This is a genomic window from Sphingobium aquiterrae, assembly GCF_037154135.1.
In the GTDB taxonomy this organism is placed as follows: Bacteria; Pseudomonadota; Alphaproteobacteria; order Sphingomonadales; family Sphingomonadaceae; genus Sphingobium; species Sphingobium aquiterrae.
This window is the reverse complement of the sequence record NZ_JBANFL010000013.1, coordinates 55,863-73,874: the sequence shown is the minus strand read 5'-3', so window position 1 is coordinate 73,874 and position 18,012 is coordinate 55,863. Positions and strand designations below refer to the sequence as shown.

Below are 18,012 nucleotides of genomic sequence, written 5' to 3'. Positions count from 1 at the left end.
CTGTGATCGACACGGTAGTCTTGTATGCAATTGCCGACATTTCTTCGCGGTCGAGCATTGATTGCCTGGGCGGTGTCATATTCGGATCGCTGTTTGCGCGAGAGACCAGCCGCAGCGTCGATACGCTCGCCACGCAGATGCAGAACGGCATTTATCAGTCCCAAGGCAAGCACCTTATCGATCATTTTTGGGGCGGGTATGTTGCGGTTCTGCCTGCGAAGGACACTCCTTCAGTCAGCGTAGTGCGCTCCCCTTTTGGCGATCTTCCCTGCTACTATGTGGAAACATCCGACGTGGTCATTCTGGCATCTGATATCCCGCTGCTGATTGCTGCGACGGATTTGCGTCCGGTCGTTGAGTGGGACGCGCTCACCAGACATCTCATAGCCAGCAATGTTCCTCGCTCCGAAACGTGCTTGTCTGGAATTAAGGAACTGCGCGGAGGTCAGCGTCTCACGATTGACGCCGACCAGATCGCCGTCGCGGAGATGTGGTCGCCGTGGATACGCGCCAAGAGCCAGTTCTCTACTCGCGCCGAAGCCGCAGACCATCTCCGACGGAGCGTCCTTGATAGCACCGCAGCTGTGGCGGGACAATTCGACCGAATTGTTCTCAAGCTTTCAGGTGGTGTCGATTCCTCGATCGTGGCGGCGGCATTGGCCCGCGCGCCGGCGACATTTTCCTGCGTAACGCTCGTGACAAGAAACCCAAGCGGCGATGAGCGCCGCTATGCGCACCTCGTCGCCGAAGCGCTCTCGGCCCCCCTGTATGAAGTCTATCGCGATCCTGCCCATGTCGACCTGACCCGATCTGCGTCAGCACATGAGCCTCGGCCGACAGTTCGGTCATTTTTACAGGAATCGGACAGGATCTGCCGCACTGCGGCCGCCGAAATGGGCGCAAGCGCGATCTTCGACGGCGGTGGCGGCGACAACGTGTTCTGTTCGTTGCGATCGGCGGCTCCCGTCGCCGACTGCCTCCTGTCCAGTCATCCCGAGGCGGGCATTCTTGAGGTAGCGAAGAACGTCGCGCGGCTCGCGCAGGCAAGTGTGTGGACGGTCGGAAAGTCGGCGTTGGCAAAAGCGTGGTTCAAGCCACCCGCATTCCGGTGGAAAGGGGATACACGCTTTCTTTCGCGGCGATCACAGTCCCTGGTTCAAAGCGCCGTGCAGCATCCTTGGCTGGAGGCCCCGTCCGATGCGCTGCCCGGAAAGGCGGCGCAGATTGCCTTGTTTGTTCGGGCGCAGTGCTATGTCGAGGGACTTGACCCCCTCGCGCCTTATCAACTGGTAGCGCCTTTGGTTACGCAGCCGGTCGTCGAGACGTGCTGCCGCACGCCGAGTTGGATGTGGTTTGACGACGGAAGAGATCGGGCAATCGCGCGGGCGGCATTCTGTGAGGAACTGCCCGCCGAGGTGATTTGGAGGCGGAGCAAAGGAACGCCCGAAAGCTTCATGGCAGAGCTATACGAAGCAAACCTTCCGGTCATTCGGGAACTGCTGGCAGAGGGCTTATTGGCCGAGAACGATGTGATCGATCGGGATGCTTTGGCCGCCGAACTGAGACACGCGGGTCCGGTTCGCGGATCGAACTATGTTCGGGTGATGCAACTTCTTGATGCCGAAGTTTGGGCCAGATCGTGGTCAATGCGACCGACGTAGGCGTCTTGGATCGCGCTCGGAAGCGGTTCGCCGACGGGAAACGGGCTTAACGGGCACCGGCTTGCTGTTCGGGGGATCTTCCCGGATCACGGAGCGCGCTCCAACGCTGATATTGGGCGCTTTTTTCGGAATCGGGATCAAGTTCAGATTGAAGCCAGAATCTGAACCAATCGATATTCCGATTGTAGATGGCCAACCGGTGAGCGGGCTGGGCCTTGTAATGATAATCGTTCGGGAAAACGAACATCTCAACCGGCTTGCCTTGCTCGCGAAGCGCCTGGAATGCTTCCAACGCAAGCAGATACTCGGTGTCGGCGAGTTGCATGAGAAGCGGCGTGTCCATTTCGCGGGCATTGACGACCATGGACGCCGGCCGCCAGAATGCCCGATTGTCCTCAATGGTGCGCGGGAAGCCCATCTTCCGGTTATACGTCGCCCAAGCCATACCGCCATATGTCATCACCGTTTTCGGCTCCAGGCAGCATGTGCTTATCGCCGCTGCAGCAAACATACGTGTGTTGATTAGGGCGAACCTTGCCGATGTCGCGCCATCGCTGAGTCCGGTGATCCCAATTCGAGCGCGATCGACATTGCCCGTGGTAATCGCCGTTTCGACTCCGGCGACCAGGGACGAGAGCACGCTCTTTTTCTCTCCCCAATCGCGATACTCAGCGGCGACAATCTCACCCCATGTTTGAAAGTCAGTTCTGCCAGCGGTTATGAATGGCGGCCGTTCGACGCTTAAAACGGCGAACCCGTGCCTCGCGAAGAGATGTATCGGATACTCATCGCCGGTGCCGCCCCGAAGAAATCCATAACTGTGATACTGGACGACGATCATCGGGATCGGCGTTCCGGGCTCGTGATCGGGGGGCAGCACAAAATCGCCCCATGCCTCCAGACCGCGATCATTCTTCCATTTCAGGCGCTGAACGCTGCCGAGGCGAATTGACCGAAACTCGGGATTTGGATCATAGACAAGGTCCCACTCTCCGGTCCGTGAGTCTATCAGAATGATATGTCGGGGTGCGGTCGCAGTCTCCCTCAGGCATACTAGACCAGACCGAACTAACGAACATCCGAAAATGAGGTCTTCTGTCTTGAGAACAGGACTCGGCTCTTGACCCGGTGTCCAGCGATAAAGCACCGTTTCACCATTCGCCCAACCTTCGCGGCGGATGTACAGGATATCGCGCTGCTCATCGTCCCACCATATGCCGATAATGCCGCCGGCGCAGGCGGAGATGCGGCAGTAGATTGTTCTGCCCCTGACGTCAGTCGCCGCCAAGGCTGTCGGGCTCGTCGGGGACGTACCGACCCGCTGCGTCCAAGCCAGTCGTCCATCGCGTGTGTGTGCGTTGAGGACGATCGTGCCAAAACCGTTGCCCCCGAGGTTGTCGCGTTCCTCTGGGGTCGCTGTCCTGACGTCGGTGCCGTCCGGCTTGATTGAAAACGCGATCAACGGGGCTTCAGCCGTCCGGGTTTGAGGATAGCCGCCGAAGTTCGGAATGATGCGATCATCGTAGAGAATGCCTGTTCGCGCTTCCATCGCAGCGCGCCCGCTCGCGACGAGTTTGCCCGGTCGCGTCGTATAGAGCAGCCGTGTTCCATCACGGGACCAGCCAACCCACTCGATATCCACCTCCGCGCGGGTAATGGGAAAAGACCTGCTGCCGTCCGAACGAACCAGCCACACTTGCGTAGTGCTGTCCTCGCGTCTCAAATAGGCGATCCATTGACCATCGGGAGACCATGCCGGGGTCACGACCTTCGGATATCCTCCCGGCATGAAGAGTCCGCGCAGCGCGCTCGAGGTCGTTATCGGCTCGCCACCGACGTCGATTGCCCGTGCTGTCGAGCCCGGCAAGGCGTCGACGACTACCAGCGCTCGACAGTAGTCGTTGCGCAGCGGGTTCGCTCGGTTGATGATAAAGGCGATGCGGCTTCCATCGGGGGACGCTGCCATCGGGCTTGGAGGCCCGACCATGGATGAATCCGGGCCGCCAATGTCGCGCAGGCGTACAAGATCTTCCGGCTCAATCGACCGTTGGGCTGAGTCGGCGCTGGCCGCCACCGCAACGACATCCTGGCACTCGGCGCGAGCGACGGAGACCGAAACGACGGAACATGCCACGGCAAGGACCACGCGCCAATAGTGCCGGGCAATCTTGCGGCGATGCTGGTTCACCATGTCTTGGTGACGCCTATGCTAATATAGCGCCCGATCGGCGAATAGTTCGTCGAGTCATAGGGGGTGTGGGTAAATCCCGTTATGCGTATGTTGTCAGGTTTGGCGTTGAAAAGGTTCTGCGCGGACAAGGTAATGTCGAGATTGCTCAGCGGACCGATCTTGTCGCCCGTGTTGTACCGGGCAGCGAAGTCAACCGTGGTCATCCCTTTTATGCGCACATTCGGTGTCGATCGTATGTCGCGGACGCTGCCAATGTGCGAGACGTGACTGGAAAGCACGAAAGGGCCTTGAGTCCACGTCAGACCACCTCTTGCTCTCAAGTGAGGTGGATTGAAAAGCGTTCCTGCCAAATCCCGGACCGGCTGGATCGCGGCCAAGCGTTGTTCGCTCTCCAGATATGCGAGGTTCAATGTTGCCTTTACGTTTTCGCCCCCGGCACCAAGCGAATGCAGATAGGTCAGAAGTACATCTACCCCTTGTATTTTCTGATTCGCAGAATTTACGTTTCCATTATTTATGATGGCAACGACACTTGCAGGGTCATAGGGCCGGCCAGCGCCGTTTATGAAGGTTCCTGCATTTGCGATTTCGGCAGCGAACATCGCTTCGGATGGGTTGAGAATGATCTGATCGCGATACATGGGATCGCTCATCGCGATCGACAGAATGCCGATGGGTTGGACAATCCTGTCATGATAGCTGGTCGAGAAATATGTGATCTCGGCGCCAAACCCTGGGAGGCGTGGAGGATGAATATCCAGTGTAAACGAAAGGGTATCGGCCCGTTCCGGCTTCAGCCTGGGATTGCCGCCCAATACCTCAAGAACCGTGGCGCCCGCTGCAAAACCTGTGCCGCCATAAGAAGATGGAGAAGCATAGTAGATGCTGCTGGGTTGATACTGCTGTAAGAGCGTCGGCGCCCGGAAGGATTTTCCCCAGCTTCCCTTGATGTCGATTGATCGCGATGGCGCATAGATCAAGCCGATCTTGGGCGTCAGGACCTCGTCAATCCCTGGATACTTCTCATAACGCACGGCTAAGCTTGCATTTATCCGATGTGCTAGCGTGAGTGCTTGGCTCGGCGATATGATGGGCACATTCAATTCGGCGTACGCGAAGTAACTGTCTTGGGTCGGCGAGGTATTTTGCCAGTTGCCATCGCCTCTGAAACTGACAAACTCGTTCTCACGGTATCCCAGCCCCACAGCCAGCTTGGCGTCTCCGCCAGGGAGCGATAAGACAGTCCCGTCACCACCTAGTTCGACAGCTTTGGACGTGTTCTGGTAATAGTTGCCGCCGGGCTGAGTCCATACGCCGTTGCGATAGCTGGTGGTCGCGTACTGCACTTTATCCCGACCAAAAGAGGCCGCGACAAATATCTGCCAATTGCGGACCTCAAGGATCATGGTTGGAGCGATCACGTAGCTTTCGGCGACAGACGACGATCTACCGGCACTCACGCTCAGGTCAGCTCGCGCGTCGAGCGGATAAAGGGAGGATCGCCATCGCTTGTTGTAGAGCCCGTCGACTTCGATTGTGAGATTGTCCGATATGCCCTGCTGGATGCTCAATGAAGCAGCGTGGCGCTTGAGCTTGGGAAACAAGGTAACGCCCGGCGATTGCGTGGCTGCGTAGGAGCGATCTTTCGATTCTATCGCGGTATTGCGGCTGAACTCGTAGGCAGCAATCGCGCTGCCGGACGCCCATGTCCTGCCCGCTAGCGCACCATATTGCTGGGTGAAGTTACCCCCGTCGGTCGAGGCGCCGAGCGAGGCGCTTGTCTCCAGGCCATCATACCGACGACGCAAGATTATGTTGGCCACGCCTGCGACGGCATCCGAGCCATAGATGGCGGAGGCACCATCCGGAACGATTTCAATGCGCTCGATAGCCGCAAAGGGGATCGCGGACACGTCGACGCTCTGCCGCGATGAACTGTAAGGCATTCGACGCCCATTAAGCAGCGTCAGCGTCGCGTCGCTCCCAAGACCACGCAGATTGATCGAGGAACCGCCACCGACATCGACGCCGCTCGCAGACGGAACGTTGAAGCCGACGCCGGGATTTTGACCACCTCCGAAGCTTTGCGGGATGCTGCGAACGACATCGCCGACGTTCGATTGGCCAGCGTTGCGCATGGCTTCGCGGTCAACGGAGATGATTGTAGATGCGATTGGAGCGCCCCGGATACGGCTGCCGGTTACGACGATCTCCGCACCGTCTTGCGCGGCATCGGAGACCGTCGCACGCCGCGCTCGGTGCGACCCGACGGGGACAGGTTCGTTAGTGACAGAAGGTTCAGCAGATGCGGAGGGCGCCGGGATAATGCCAAGGTTCGATCCCGTGCTGGGCAAGGTGCTTTCCAGCACGATCACTTTGGCATCGACCTGTCGAATCCGCAGGCCGCTATCCGCAATCAGGCGTTGCAATGCCGCGCGCGGTGAAAGAGACGCGCGCAGTGCCGCGACCCGTCGCCCCACGACGGCCTCCGGTGCATAGATGAGTTGCAGCCCTGACTGGTCAGCGAACGCGGTCAGGGCTGATTGCAACGACCCGGCCGGAATGTTGAAGGAGACCGTCTCGGCTTGAGCCGTTTTGGCGGAAACCGATGCACCTGAGAGGAGCGCCGTGGCGAGCGCAGCACAGGCGACCGCATTGCGAAGAACCGAGATAACCCCCTTTAACGCCATTATCATTTCCCCATATTGGCGCGCGAATGGCCGAGGGGCAAAGTCCGCCCCGTCGACGATAGCGGCTGTCGGGAAAAGGACGCGTTACTGGGGGTGCGACCCTAATGGGCACTTGCTTATTTTGCTGATTGGTCTCGAGGCGTAAGGTGGATGCGCCCCTGACCGTCAGTCGTTCGCTGCAAAGACAGGAACGCAGTGACGGCCGTGGCGAAGCTGTTGGGATCACCGGCCTCGAAAGAGCCGCTTATCCGCCGTGACCCAAATTGCGGTGCGGAAAGGACCACGGGTTTACCACCATATCGGTTGATCTCTGCAACTGCGTCCGCAAGCGTAGTATCGTCGAACACGATCCGGCCCTGTGTCCAGGCTGTGACGGTTTGGGTCTTAATCGTGCGGACGGGCAGTCCATCGGCGGGCCATCGCCACTGATCGCCGGGTAGCAGGGCCTGGGTCGATCCGTCCGGCGCGCGAACGCGGACCTGTCCGTCGACCAGCGTGACGAATACCCGGTTGTCACGCATAGCCACGTCGAATCGGGTTCCTGTCGCCGTGACGGTTACGTCGCCGGCCTTCACGGTGAATGGACGCGCCGTGTCCTTCGCGACACTGAACAGCGCTTCCCCGCTCTCCAGCACGAGTTGCCGCGCCGTGCGGGTGTAGCGGACGTTGACGGCGGTTTGCGTATGAAGATTGACCCGTGAGCCGTCGTCGAGCGCCACCGCCCGCTGCTCCCCTGCCATTGTGCGGAATGAGTCCCCTTGGTGGGCAAAGAGGCGCATGCCAACAATGGATATGAGAATGACCGCGAGGCACACCGCGAGTACTGTAAGCGGGCGGGCGACCGTCCCGAAGCGGCGACGCTTACTCCCCCGGCCAGCCGCTTCCTGCACGGCGCGCAGGATGGACGGCCGCTCGCCGACCTTCACGGCCTCCGACCAGAATCGTTCCGCTTCCTCAAACGCCTCGGCATTACCGCCACGGCGACGCCAAGCGAAGAAGTCCTTGAGCGTGCCGTGTGAAACCGGCAGCGTCTTGAGCCTGGCAAACCACTGCGCCGCTTCCGCGCGCCGTCGTTCCGCCGCGATATCGTCCTCATCCATTTTTGCCGCCTAGCCCCGCAGTCTGCCAGAGCATAGCTCAATTGCCTTGCCGATTCGCCACTCGACGGTCTTGACGGAAATTCCAAGGTGGGTCGCAATGTCCGCGTTCGTCATGGGGCAAAACCGACTTAGCACAAATACATCACGGATGTTCTCCGGCAAATCGAGAATTGCGCGCTCCAATTCCAGTTCGCCTTCCTGTTCGGCCATCGCGCTCGGCTCGAAGCTGTTGCAATCGCTGGCATAGACGAGGCGAAGATGGGCTTGGCGGACCTTTTCGCGACGATGCCGGTCGCGAAACAGATTGATCGCGACGCGCGAGAGAAAGGCGCGCGGATGGTCGACGTCCGCAAGGGAGGTGCGGATGATCCGCAACCATGTGTCCTGCACGATGTCATCTGCATCGGACGGCTGGAGGCGGAGTGTGCGGCAGAGGAAGGCACGTAGCCATGCCGAATGGGACGCATGCCAGGCCTTGAGTGAGCGAGCCTCGTCAGCGGCGTCCGGCGCTTCCCGAACATTGACATGGGGATCGGCCACTGCGCTACGACTCCACCTCAGAAGGAAGAGGCGTCAGCCGAATCGACTATGCGGAACACCCATGCGCGGGCGCGACCGTGGCGTCAGCCACGGCTTTGATGAAATCCGGCCGTCGCCAGCCGGAAACCCTCCGCCCGTGTGCCGGGCGAATGGGGCGGTCGTGCATAGGGGGTTCCACGCCCCTGCCGCTGCCTTTCAGCGGCGTCGCCAACGTGTCGCATTTGCTGGAATCTGACAAGGGCGAAGTGATTCGCGCGGTCAGACGCCACGCGGCGGCTTGTTCAGGCCAGCACCTGCAAACCGTGCTTGTCGACGATTGCCAGCAGCTTCAGGGCCATACCGCTCGGCTTCTTAGCGCCCGTCTCCCACTTCTCGACCGTGCTTTCGCTGGTGTTGAGATAGCGAGCAAACACCGGCTGGCTCACCTTGTTGCGCTCGCGCAACCGCTTGATGTCGGCCGGAGCGATAGCGGGCGGCGTGGTCAGGCAGGTTTCATCAAAATGGCGCATTGTCGCCTTGTCGATTACCCCGACACTATGGAACGCCGTGGCCGTCGAGTGGATAGCCTCGAAGGCATCGCTTTTATACTTACGCTTCGTTGCCATTGCATATCTCCGTCAGCCTGCCATCCGCCAGCAGGGGAGCAATGTCCTTGTCCGTGGCTTTCTGGAGGTTCTTCGCCAGAAGGCGAAACTCTCTAAGTTCGTCGTCGTCGATATTTCCCCGGTCTTTCTTGGCGAACAGATATTGATACAGCCAGTAGCGACCGAGCTTCGCGAGGATGATGCTCCTGTGCATATTCCTGTTCAGGCGCTTCTTGAACACTCCACCGCCAAGATCGTCTGCCTGGCCCTTCATCACTTCCTGGATCGCCTCGCATAGATCCTCATCGGAGATGCGCGCCTTTCGCGCCGCTTTGGCGAACCAGGCGGTCTTGAAGGTCCGCAAGGTTTCCTCAACGTCGCCCATATGCGACATATAGCACTTGGTGCTACCTCCAGCAAGGTCCGGGGCGAAGGGAGAGGAATGTGGGAGGGGTCGGTGTTGGAACTTTACTCGCCAATCGGCCGAACGCGCTCGCACGCTGCCACACCCCTCCCGGCATAAAGCCCGGTCCGTTCGACGACACCGTGTTCGACTTAGCAGATGGTCGCGCGCTGGACAACGGACGGGGCGCTCATGGCGAGCATGGGCAGATGAAAGGCGCACACAGCGACTATCCGGGCCGGCGCTTCACCCCTCACCCGCACCTGTAGCAGTATGACCGCCGCGCCCGGTGCATCGAGGAGACTATTGCGCCAGGCGTTCCTCACAAATGAGCTTGGTCAGCGCCTGCAACACGGCGATGCGTTCGGTCAGCCAGTCCAGTTCGTCGTCATCGATCTTGTAGTGCGGCGAGTAGCGCGCCTTCACATAGGCGGCGCGCAACAACTCGTAGCATCGCTTCCCGAACTTGGTGTCGGTCTTCCACAAGCCGATAAGGCGTTCGTCGAGCTGCTCGGCGCGCTTCGACAGGAAGTTGAGGTTGTGGGATTTGGGCTGATACAGCATCAATACAAGCATGATGCAGTAGTAAGCGCGCTCCATCGCTTGATGGAGATCGAACGCCGCTTCATTCCGCCATCTCTTCTGCTCTTCCGGATCTGTTTCTCGCTGTGCCTCACTTCGATCAAATTGCGCCTTCGCAAGCGCTCTGGCGATGCCTGAAAATTCACGCTTGTAATAGATTTGCGCTTCTTCGCGTGCTTCCTCTTCTGTCAGAATACCCGGTTTCTCCAGGAGGAAACCCGGTTCCTCGAACAGGGCGATGCCATCCCTGGCCATGTCCACCCAAAAATAACGGCCGCGCCGAAGCTGGTGGTTCACGTCGTCGAGCGTGTGGATGATGAGGGTGAGCGGCTGGGGCCAGCCGCGTTCCGACAACATGTCCACAAGGCGGTCCTCGGCCTTGTCCCAATATTTGGAGGCGTCAAGCAGGTCCTCGTGGTCGACGATCACGAGCAAATCATAGTCGGAGAAATAGCGGCCGACCGGATCGACCACCTGTTTGCCCTTGGCGTAGGAGCCGAACAGGATGATCTTGAGGATGCGGCCGTTGCGGCGATGATCGCGCTTGCTGTCGGCGGTCGCCTTGGCGAACTCTTCGCGAAGGATCTGAACGGCGGCCTCGATATCGCGCTGCGCACGGCGAGGAAGTCTGGCTATACGGGCTTGTAGATCACTCACAGGTTTGACAATCGCCTCCACCGCACGGGCCGACGGGGATTTTCGCTTCCTTGGTCCCCGCCGCACGCCGTCATCTTCTGCTGTCGGCCAACGGCGCGAAGGATGCAACAGGCGCAGGATGACCACTGCTTCATCCTCGATACGATAGACGAGGATGAACGGCGTATCCGGCACCGCAAATTCGCGCGCGCCCGCGATGCGGCCCACACGCGAGCTGTCCGGGTCGGTGGACAGGCGCCGCGCGGCCGCAATGATCGCGTCACCGATCCGAACTGCGGCTTCACTGTCGGTTTTGGCAAGAGCATCAATCTGGCTGGTGCGATCAGCCCTTGCTTCTGGAAGCCAGACGACCGGCATGGAATTATCGGCTGTCACGGTGTTTGATCTCGTCTTTCTGGCGCTCCCATTCGTCCTCGACACTTTCGCCCGGCATTCGGGACGCCTTGGGGTCTTCCGCGTCGTGCATCGCCTTCTTGATCTGCCGGAGCATCCATCGGTCATGGGCCTTCGCCTGACGATGTTCCTCCACGGCGTCGCGTATCATCGCGCGAAGCACCTGGGCGGCCGACACATGCCGTTCCTCGGCCATAGCGATGAAAGCAGCCTTCAACACTCCATCTACGCGAAAGGTGAATGTCACATCGGCCATTGCAGCCACCTCCCAGTCCCGCGAAACCGTATTCAAATGTAACACATTCGCGGAGCCATAGCCATGTTGAAGTCAGGGCTTGCGGTGTTGTATGGTTGGACGCACGAGCGACCCAGCCAGTCATGAGTGAGTTGGTCCGTCGGGCACTCAAGGTCTCACGCGACACGGGCATCGCGCTTCGCACGCTGCCAGGTATTTGATCCCACGGCGTGATGGTCCGCTCGTTCCGCCAGACATAGGCACAGGGCGTCGAGTGATGCCGCAGTCAGGTGCCGCGAAAGAATCTCGTGCAGCAGGGGGCCGACATACATGGGTTTTCTTCCCTGCAACTGTGGGCTTGCACCCGTTCAAGTCTCGAACCGCCTCTGAATGATTCCCTCAATCTTGTTGTTGCTGCCTATTCCGGTCAGATCGCTGTGATGATGGCGTCGGCAACGGCAGGTTGATGCCGAGAGCGCCAAGGACCTTGGCACATTCGACGATTGCGACCTCCAACGCTGCATCATCATGCAATGTATGTGCGTCACAGCGGCCCCGCTGCACTTGCGCCAGCCAGGCGAGGATAAACAGTTCGTCTCTTCCAAGGTAAGGCGCGCCTGGAACCCTTATCAGGAAGCCATTCTTCGAGGCCACGCCCTGAAGCCGTTCAAACAGGCTGACATGCGCGTCTGAACCGCCGCCATGTCGCGTCCGCTCCCCCCGGATCATCCGAATCACCTTCTGTTCGGCAAGCGGGCGACGCCGTACCGCCAATCGGGACAGTGGCATCGTGAGCGATATGGACGGATCAGGGCGCATCATGCAGGTCCCGGTTAAAGGGGGCGTATCGGTTGACGACCGCACCGTCCACGGTCATGCGATCACTTCCTGAAGAACGGTAAAACCTTCAAATTCTGGTGCCGTGAGCGTGAGCTGCTTGCCTGATCCCGCACCGGCATGCGCCGCGCGAAACTGCTCGGATCGCGTCCACGCCTCAAAATCGTCCCGAGACCCCCAGACGGTGTGCGAAGCGTAGAGGACATGATCCTCACGTTCGGGACCGCGCAACAGGTGGAAGGCGACGAAGCCCGGCACGGTCTTCAGCAATACGTCGCGCTCCAGCCAACGCCTCGTAAAGGCTTCCTGTTCTTCCGGTTTCACCTTGAAGCGGTTCATCGCGATATACATAGGAACTCCTTCCGGTCAGGGCTTGGCGAGCGGCGTCGCCATTTGGGGCAACACGAACGGTTGATCGACGGGCGTGCTGCCGGGATTGAGATCGACATCGAACAGATCGGCAAGCGTCGAGCGGGTCAACACGGTCTGCGCTGAGCCATCCGCGATGACATGACCATCCTTGAGCGCGATGATCCGGTCGGCAACGCGCGCCGCCCAGTTGAGATCATGAAGCACGAGGAGGACTGCCCCGCCCATCGCTGCATGGGCCTGCGCCACCTCGAGTACCCGAAGCTGCTGGGCGGGATCCTGCGAAGCTATCGGTTCGTCGAGAAGCAGCGCGCCAGGCCGACTGGCAACAGCCCCGGCGCGGAGCTGGACGAGCACGCGTGCCAAATGGGCGCGTTGCCGCTCGCCGCCCGAAAGCGTGCCGACAAGCCGGCCGCCCCATCCTGCCAGACCCACACTTGCAAGCGCTCCGTCGATCCAAGCCTGCCGGGTTGCCGGAGATACGCGTCGCATCGTCAGTCTGAGACCAAGTCGCGCCAACTCTTCGATGGTGAACCCCTCGCCCCCTTCCTGGATCTGGGTAAGCACCGCGCGTCGCAGTGCGAGCTTTGCCGCCTTGAAACGGTCGATGGGGATGGCGTCGATCAGGACCCGACCGAGGATAGGTCGCGCGGTTCCACTGATCAGGCGAACGAGCGAGGATTTGCCCGCGCCGTTCGGCCCGATCAGCACCGTGGTTTCTCCGTCGCGAATGGTGAGATCGATGTCTTGGAGCACAACGCTGCCACCGGCTTCAAGCGTGGCCTGTTCGATCCGGATCATAGCCGCGCCATCCGTCCGCCGTCGCGCAGCAGCAGCCAGAGAAAGACCGGCGCGCCGAGCAGAGCGGTGATGATGCCGACCGGCACCTCAGCAGGCGCCGCGATCGTGCGCGCGAGGGTATCGGACAGCACGAGCAGCATACCGCCCAGCATGGCGCTGCCGGGCAGCACGAGGCGATGATCCGGCCCGACGAGCAGGCGTACGAGATTGGGCACCAGCACCCCGACAAAGCCGATGATGCCCACGGACGCCACGGCCGCGCCGGTCATCGCGGCGACGCCGAGCAGCGCCAGATGCTTGGCGCGTTGCACGTCGGCGCCGAGATGGAACGCGTCCGCCTCGCCCAACAGCAGCGCATTCAGAGTCGAGGCGAGAAAGCAGACACAGAGCGCCCCGACGCCCAGAAACGGCAAGGCAGCGCCGATCCCCAGCCAGGATGCACCCGACAGGCTGCCGAGCGTCCAAAAGCTCAGATCGCGCAGCGCCCTGTCGTCAGCCATATAGACGAGCAGGCCCGTAAACGCCGCGCAGAAGGCGGCGAGCGCGATTCCGCCGAGCAGCACGGTCGCGATCGACGTCACGCCCTCGCGCGTAGCGAGTGCATAGAGGATGGCAGTGCCGATCAGCGCGCCCAGCAGGCCGGCGAGCGGCTGCGCCCAACGGCCGAGCGGTTCGAGCAGCGGCGCCAGCGCGCCACCGCCCAGGACGATGACGATTGCCGTCGCCAGCGCAGCGCCGGCGGAAACGCCGACGAGGCCGGGATCGGCGAGCTGGTTGCGGAAGAGCCCCTGCATCACCGCGCCCGATGTGCCGAGGGCCGCGCCGGTGGCAAGGCCCAGCACCAGTCTTGGCAGGCGAATGCCGCTCAGGACGAGCAAGCCGATTTCTTCCTCTGGCGAGGGTGCGCGTCCCGACCAGACCAGATCGATCAGTCTGGGCAAGCTCGAAAGCCCCGTATCGGTCGCGCCCAGATCGAGCGCGACCAGGCTGGTAATGAACACGCCGATTGCCAGCAGAAGGAACAGGGTCGCCGCACGGAGGCGACGATGCCCGGTCGGTTTGTCTCCCGCCCACATCAGATGGACTGCAAACGCCGCGCGAGATCCAGCGCAGCGGCGGGCGTGCGCGGGCCGAGGCCAAGCAGATAGCTTCCATCCATCTTGATGAGGGCGCGCCGCCGACCCGCCGGCGTCAAGCGGAAGCCCGGCGCTTCGAGCGCGCTAGCATCGATGCCGGGACCGGCATGGTCCATCGCCAGCACGGCGTCGGGCGCCAACGCGGCCAGAGCCTCGTCGCTGACCGGCTTGTAGCCGTCGAGCGCCCCCGCCGCATTGATGCCGCCGGCAAGCGTGATGATGGCGTCGGCCTCCGTGCCCTTGCCGGCGATCATGGGTCGTCCATTCTGTAGCGACAGCACGAACAGCACCCGCTTGCGTGACGGATGGGCACGCCGCCAGGCCGCGAGTTCCTGAAATCCCTTATCGATGCTCGCGGTAAGCCGCGCCCCGTGCGCTTGCGCCTTGAAGAGTGCCGCAAGCTGGCGGACGCGGCCGGTCACGGCTGCCGGCGACAGTGTGTTGTCGATCCTGACCTGGGGAATCCCCGATGCGCGCAGTTGTTCGAGCGCCTGCGGCGGTCCTGCATCCTCCATTGCCAGGATAAGCGTCGGCCGCATCGACAGGACGCCTTCGGCCGAGACAGCCCGCATATAGCCGATACTTCGCTTTTCTCTGAGTGCGACGGGCGGATATTGGCTTGTCGTATCAACCGCCACGATCTTCGCCTGCTGACCCAGCGCGTAGAGGATTTCGGTGATCGCGCCCCCGATGCAGACTACGCGCGAGAGATCCTGCTGGCGTGCCGGGGCGGCCGACGCCGAGGTCAGCGGTCCGATGACGAACAGCGAAGCGCTGCCGACGAGCAGTTCGCGGCGGCCGATATGCGAGATGGAGAAGTCGGTCATGGGCGGCTTTCTGTTTTCATCGTTTCGAGGTGGCGTGTTCCAGACACGGTTAGTGTAGATAAAATTCGACGGGGATCGTCAGTTCGACCGTATCGGGCCGATCGGCCGGAATTTCCGGCAGCGGTTGGGCGCGCTTCAAGGTATCGAGCGCGGCGGTATCGAGCGCCGAGACGCCCGAACTGCGCACGACAGCGGACGAAAGCACCATGCCTGCCCGGTTCATCGTAAAGCGGATGGTGGCGACGCCTTGCTGGCGCGCGGCGCGCGCCCGCGCGGGATAGCGGCGGAACCGTTCCAGATGCGCGAGCAACTGGCCTTCCCAGTTCGGCTTTGCGTCGTTCGCAAGCCTGTTGGCTGACGGGGCCGCGATGCTTTTGGGCGCGGTCGTTTGCGGAACCGGCGGGCCGGGATCGACCAGTTCGACGGGCTCGCTCGTCTCGCGCACGCTTGGCGAAGGAATGGGAAGCTGGATCAACGGTTGCGGAACGACTTCGGAGACCGGCTTGGGCTTTGCTTCCTGCCTTTCGACCTGCTCCGGGCCGGGGGCGACATCCTTCACCGGCTCGGGCGGCGCTTCGAGCGGTGCCAGTTCCATGACCGTCAACGGCCGCGATGTGGACGCAACGGGTGTATGGACCGCGTGCCAGGTGAAGAGCGCCGCAGCGAGGACCAAGCCGAATATCGCGCAGGTGCCGGCAAGACCGACGACGCGCGTGCTCCAGTCCATCGGCCGATCACAATAGCGGCCTCCATCCGATCTTGCCGGATGAAATAGGGCGACTGGTGAAGTGCACCGCGCGACCGGTTCCGGCTGCCGGCTTGCGTCGGGAAGATAGGACTTCATCACGACATAGCCGGGCAGGATGCCGTCATGGTCGTTCGCAGCCGCGAGTCGAGGCATGGAGGTATCGCGCTTCATTGCGCGTCCTCCCGCCCACAACACCGCTCACAGGGGCTATGCCGCCATGAGCGAGGGACGGCTCCCGCGCCCATGGCGGACGATGCCGGCTCAGCTAAGGCGGGCATCGACATGGGCCTGTACCCGCGCGAAGGCTTCGAGGGCGCCTTCCTTGGCCCGCTTCTCCTCGTCCTCGCTGAGCTCCACCGCATCGAGCGCGGCAACAAAGGCGCGCCAGTGCGGGGCCGGACCTTCAGGCGCGGGCGCAAGATGGCGCGCACCGACATCATCGCTCAAGCCGAGCTTCTGCGCTTCCTTGCGCAGCAGCGCTGCGCCCATGTTCGAGCCCTCGGCGACATAGAGCCAGCCCAGCGCGGTCCCGATGTCCACCGGCTCGCCGGCGACGAAAATGGGCACTTCCGCTTCCGGAGCATCGACACGCAGGTCCGCCATGTCGGCGGTGACGAGGGGCAGGCGGCAGCGCTGCGCGAGATCGGGAATAGCGGCTTGCAGGCGGTCATCGGCATAGAGTGCCGCCACGTCGCGGTGGAAGAGATACTGGATCGCCAGAAACGCCTTGTACCGCTCGATGCTGGCGAACGAAGCCGCCGACATGATCGAGCGATCCACCCCTTCATGGACGGCGCTGGTAACGGCCTTCAGGCGCTTGGCACGAGAATTGTCGATCGTCATGGTGGTCATTGGATGGTCCCCTTTTGTGGTGAAGCTGACGAAGATGATGGCGCTGCGAAACAGGTCCCGATCCGTTCGATGTCAGCATCGTCCAACGTGCCGGCCTGCCAACGCAACGACAACCATGCGAGCAGACAGTCGTAGCGCGCACGAGCGAGGTCGCGCAGCGCCTCGAGCCGCTGGCGCTCAGCGTCGAGGGCGTCGAGGTTCGTGCGTTCGCCGCCAACGATGCTGCGCTGCGTCGCGCGTCCCCGCTCTGCTGCGGCCGATGCAGCCCTGGCATAGGCGTCGATGCGCCGCGGGCTCATGTCGACGAGGCTATATTGCCGCTCGAGATCGTCGACCAGTTGGAAGGTCGCCGCGTCCAGTTCATGCCGGGCCTGATCGAGCAGGCTGCGCGCCTGCGTCGTCGAAGCCGCAACGCCCCCGCCCGAATAGAGCGGCATCCTGAGCTGGATGCCCACCGTCGCCGTCCTGAAATGCTGGCCAATGACATTCTCGCCATCAGAGTCCGATGTGCGGTAGCGGGCGAAGGCGGCCACCGTTGGCAACCCGGCGGCGCGCTGCTGCTGCACCTGACGCTCGGCGACCTCAACCATGCTGCGCTGCGCCGTCAGTTCCGGGTTATGCGTGAGCAGACGCTCCTTCCACAGATCGAGGGGCTCGGGCGGGCTTGCGATGGGCAGGCAGCGATCGGCCAGCATGGCCGGCTCGCCAATCGCCACGGGGCCGATCAGCAGTTGCAACCCGTTGCGCGCGGTCCGCAGCCGGTCCTGCGCCTCGACGGCACGCGCCGAGGCCAGATGCTGCTGCGCCTCGACTTCGGCGCGATCGGTGCGGGTGCCTTCGCCCAGGGTGACGAACCGTTCGACCCGGCGCATATCCTCGTCGAGTGCCTGTACCTGCGCCTGCGCGAGCTTCAGATCGTCGACTGCGAAAAGCAGATCGCTATAGGCCTGCAGGACACGCACGGCGAGCGCCTGACGGGCGCGCTGCTCGGTGAAGGCACCAGCTTCGGCCCGTGCCACCCCAGCCTTGTAGCGGGCGCCGGCAGCCGCGTTGAACAGCGACTGCGAGAGCATGAAGCTGGAGGAATAGCTGTTGTAGATGGTATCATTCGAGACATTGCCGGCCGGCGTGTCCTGCGTGATATCCGACCAGTTGCGCGCGCGGTCATAGCTGTAGCTGAGCGAGGGCCGCAGGCTGGCGCGGGCGATCGCCCGTTCCTGCGCGTCCGCGCGACCCCGCGCCTGCGCTGCGAGCCAGGTCGGATCGGCTTCCAGCGCAAGCGCATAGGCGCGCAGATAGTCGATGCGCTCGCTGCGACCGCGATCGTCAATCGTTGGCGCCTCCTGAGCCAGCAACGACATTTGCGGAACGCATAGACTGACAGCTGCAAGCAATAGAACGCCTTT

At 61.9% G+C, this 18,012-nt stretch carries 17 protein-coding genes; 1 reads left to right on the top strand and 16 read right to left on the bottom strand.

Features of this window, described 5'->3' with window-relative positions:
• The first annotated feature begins 2 nt into the window (after window positions 1-2).
• On the top strand, window positions 3-1,661 hold the full coding sequence (locus tag WFP78_RS14830; RefSeq protein WP_336963826.1) for an asparagine synthase-related protein: 1,659 nt from the start codon (window positions 3-5) through the stop codon (window positions 1,659-1,661).
• 46 nt (window positions 1,662-1,707) lie between these two features.
• Here the strand turns inward: WFP78_RS14830 and WFP78_RS14825 are convergent, their stop codons facing one another.
• The 16 genes from WFP78_RS14825 to WFP78_RS14750 form a co-directional block, all read right to left on the bottom strand.
• Complete coding sequence (locus WFP78_RS14825) at window positions 1,708-3,852, bottom strand: Atxe2 family lasso peptide isopeptidase (protein WP_336963823.1); 2,145 nt, start codon at window positions 3,850-3,852, stop codon at window positions 1,708-1,710.
• Window positions 3,846-6,542 carry a TonB-dependent receptor gene (locus WFP78_RS14820; protein ID WP_336963820.1) on the bottom strand — a complete coding sequence of 899 codons (2,697 nt, stop codon included), beginning with the start codon at window positions 6,540-6,542 and terminating at the stop codon, window positions 3,846-3,848. Before WFP78_RS14820 ends, WFP78_RS14825 begins: the two co-directional genes overlap by 7 nt.
• Before the next feature lie 116 nt (window positions 6,543-6,658).
• Window positions 6,659-7,642, bottom strand: a complete 984-nt coding sequence (locus WFP78_RS14815; RefSeq protein ID WP_336963818.1) for a FecR family protein — start codon at window positions 7,640-7,642, stop codon at window positions 6,659-6,661.
• Window positions 7,643-7,651: 9 nt separating this feature from the next.
• Window positions 7,652-8,182 carry an RNA polymerase sigma factor gene (locus tag WFP78_RS14810; protein WP_336963816.1) on the bottom strand — a complete coding sequence of 177 codons (531 nt, stop codon included), beginning with the start codon at window positions 8,180-8,182 and terminating at the stop codon, window positions 7,652-7,654.
• Window positions 8,183-8,463: 281 nt separating this feature from the next.
• The gene (locus tag WFP78_RS14805; protein WP_336963813.1) at window positions 8,464-8,787 is read right to left on the bottom strand and encodes a helix-turn-helix domain-containing protein; all 324 of its coding nucleotides are present in this window, start codon (window positions 8,785-8,787) and stop codon (window positions 8,464-8,466) included.
• Window positions 8,771-9,160: a type II toxin-antitoxin system RelE/ParE family toxin gene (locus WFP78_RS14800; protein WP_336963810.1), complete on the bottom strand. Its 390-nt coding sequence runs from the start codon at window positions 9,158-9,160 to the stop codon at window positions 8,771-8,773. Before WFP78_RS14800 ends, WFP78_RS14805 begins: the two co-directional genes overlap by 17 nt.
• A gap of 312 nt (window positions 9,161-9,472) precedes the next feature.
• Window positions 9,473-10,783 (bottom strand): type II toxin-antitoxin system RelE/ParE family toxin, encoded by a 1,311-nt coding sequence (locus tag WFP78_RS14795; RefSeq protein WP_336963807.1) that lies wholly within the window; start codon window positions 10,781-10,783, stop codon window positions 9,473-9,475.
• The gene (locus tag WFP78_RS14790) at window positions 10,770-11,057 is read right to left on the bottom strand and encodes a hypothetical protein (RefSeq protein ID WP_336963805.1); all 288 of its coding nucleotides are present in this window, start codon (window positions 11,055-11,057) and stop codon (window positions 10,770-10,772) included. The genes WFP78_RS14795 and WFP78_RS14790 overlap by 14 nt, the downstream gene beginning before the upstream one ends.
• A 378-nt stretch (window positions 11,058-11,435) precedes the next feature.
• The gene (locus WFP78_RS14785) at window positions 11,436-11,858 is read right to left on the bottom strand and encodes a hypothetical protein (RefSeq protein WP_336963803.1); all 423 of its coding nucleotides are present in this window, start codon (window positions 11,856-11,858) and stop codon (window positions 11,436-11,438) included.
• A 51-nt stretch (window positions 11,859-11,909) separates the two neighbouring features.
• On the bottom strand, window positions 11,910-12,224 hold the full coding sequence (gene hmuQ / locus WFP78_RS14780) for a heme-degrading protein HmuQ (RefSeq protein WP_336963800.1): 315 nt from the start codon (window positions 12,222-12,224) through the stop codon (window positions 11,910-11,912).
• Window positions 12,225-12,239: 15 nt separating this feature from the next.
• Window positions 12,240-13,043 (bottom strand): ATP-binding cassette domain-containing protein, encoded by an 804-nt coding sequence (locus tag WFP78_RS14775; protein ID WP_336963797.1) that lies wholly within the window; start codon window positions 13,041-13,043, stop codon window positions 12,240-12,242.
• Window positions 13,040-14,119: a FecCD family ABC transporter permease gene (locus WFP78_RS14770; RefSeq protein WP_336963794.1), complete on the bottom strand. Its 1,080-nt coding sequence runs from the start codon at window positions 14,117-14,119 to the stop codon at window positions 13,040-13,042. The genes WFP78_RS14775 and WFP78_RS14770 overlap by 4 nt, the downstream gene beginning before the upstream one ends.
• On the bottom strand, window positions 14,119-15,006 hold the full coding sequence (locus tag WFP78_RS14765; RefSeq protein WP_336963792.1) for a heme/hemin ABC transporter substrate-binding protein: 888 nt from the start codon (window positions 15,004-15,006) through the stop codon (window positions 14,119-14,121). Before WFP78_RS14765 ends, WFP78_RS14770 begins: the two co-directional genes overlap by 1 nt.
• 49 nt (window positions 15,007-15,055) lie before the next feature.
• Window positions 15,056-15,925 carry an energy transducer TonB family protein gene (locus WFP78_RS14760; RefSeq protein WP_336963790.1) on the bottom strand — a complete coding sequence of 290 codons (870 nt, stop codon included), beginning with the start codon at window positions 15,923-15,925 and terminating at the stop codon, window positions 15,056-15,058.
• A gap of 90 nt (window positions 15,926-16,015) precedes the next feature.
• Complete coding sequence (locus WFP78_RS14755) at window positions 16,016-16,606, bottom strand: biliverdin-producing heme oxygenase (RefSeq protein WP_336963788.1); 591 nt, start codon at window positions 16,604-16,606, stop codon at window positions 16,016-16,018.
• Window positions 16,603-17,967, bottom strand: coding sequence for a TolC family outer membrane protein (locus tag WFP78_RS14750; RefSeq protein WP_336963786.1), 1,365 nt, complete (start codon window positions 17,965-17,967; stop codon window positions 16,603-16,605). The genes WFP78_RS14755 and WFP78_RS14750 overlap by 4 nt, the downstream gene beginning before the upstream one ends.
• Between the last annotated feature and the right edge of the window lie 45 nt (window positions 17,968-18,012).

Coding starts and splice junctions, on each gene's coding strand:
- WFP78_RS14825 (WP_336963823.1), bottom strand. CDS start 3,852: ATGGTGAACCAGCATCGCCGCAAGATTGCCCGGCACTATTGGCGCGTG.
- WFP78_RS14820 (WP_336963820.1), bottom strand. CDS start 6,542: ATGGCGTTAAAGGGGGTTATCTCGGTTCTTCGCAATGCGGTCGCCTGT.
- WFP78_RS14815 (WP_336963818.1), bottom strand. CDS start 7,642: ATGGATGAGGACGATATCGCGGCGGAACGACGGCGCGCGGAAGCGGCG.
- WFP78_RS14805 (WP_336963813.1), bottom strand. CDS start 8,787: ATGGCAACGAAGCGTAAGTATAAAAGCGATGCCTTCGAGGCTATCCAC.
- WFP78_RS14800 (WP_336963810.1), bottom strand. CDS start 9,160: ATGTCGCATATGGGCGACGTTGAGGAAACCTTGCGGACCTTCAAGACC.
- WFP78_RS14790 (WP_336963805.1), bottom strand. CDS start 11,057: ATGGCCGATGTGACATTCACCTTTCGCGTAGATGGAGTGTTGAAGGCT.
- WFP78_RS14785 (WP_336963803.1), bottom strand. CDS start 11,858: ATGATGCGCCCTGATCCGTCCATATCGCTCACGATGCCACTGTCCCGA.
- hmuQ (WP_336963800.1), bottom strand. CDS start 12,224: ATGTATATCGCGATGAACCGCTTCAAGGTGAAACCGGAAGAACAGGAA.
- WFP78_RS14775 (WP_336963797.1), bottom strand. CDS start 13,043: ATGATCCGGATCGAACAGGCCACGCTTGAAGCCGGTGGCAGCGTTGTG.
- WFP78_RS14770 (WP_336963794.1), bottom strand. CDS start 14,119: ATGTGGGCGGGAGACAAACCGACCGGGCATCGTCGCCTCCGTGCGGCG.
- WFP78_RS14765 (WP_336963792.1), bottom strand. CDS start 15,006: ATGACCGACTTCTCCATCTCGCATATCGGCCGCCGCGAACTGCTCGTC.
- WFP78_RS14760 (WP_336963790.1), bottom strand. CDS start 15,925: ATGAAGCGCGATACCTCCATGCCTCGACTCGCGGCTGCGAACGACCAT.
- WFP78_RS14755 (WP_336963788.1), bottom strand. CDS start 16,606: ATGACCACCATGACGATCGACAATTCTCGTGCCAAGCGCCTGAAGGCC.
- WFP78_RS14750 (WP_336963786.1), bottom strand. CDS start 17,967: ATGTCGTTGCTGGCTCAGGAGGCGCCAACGATTGACGATCGCGGTCGC.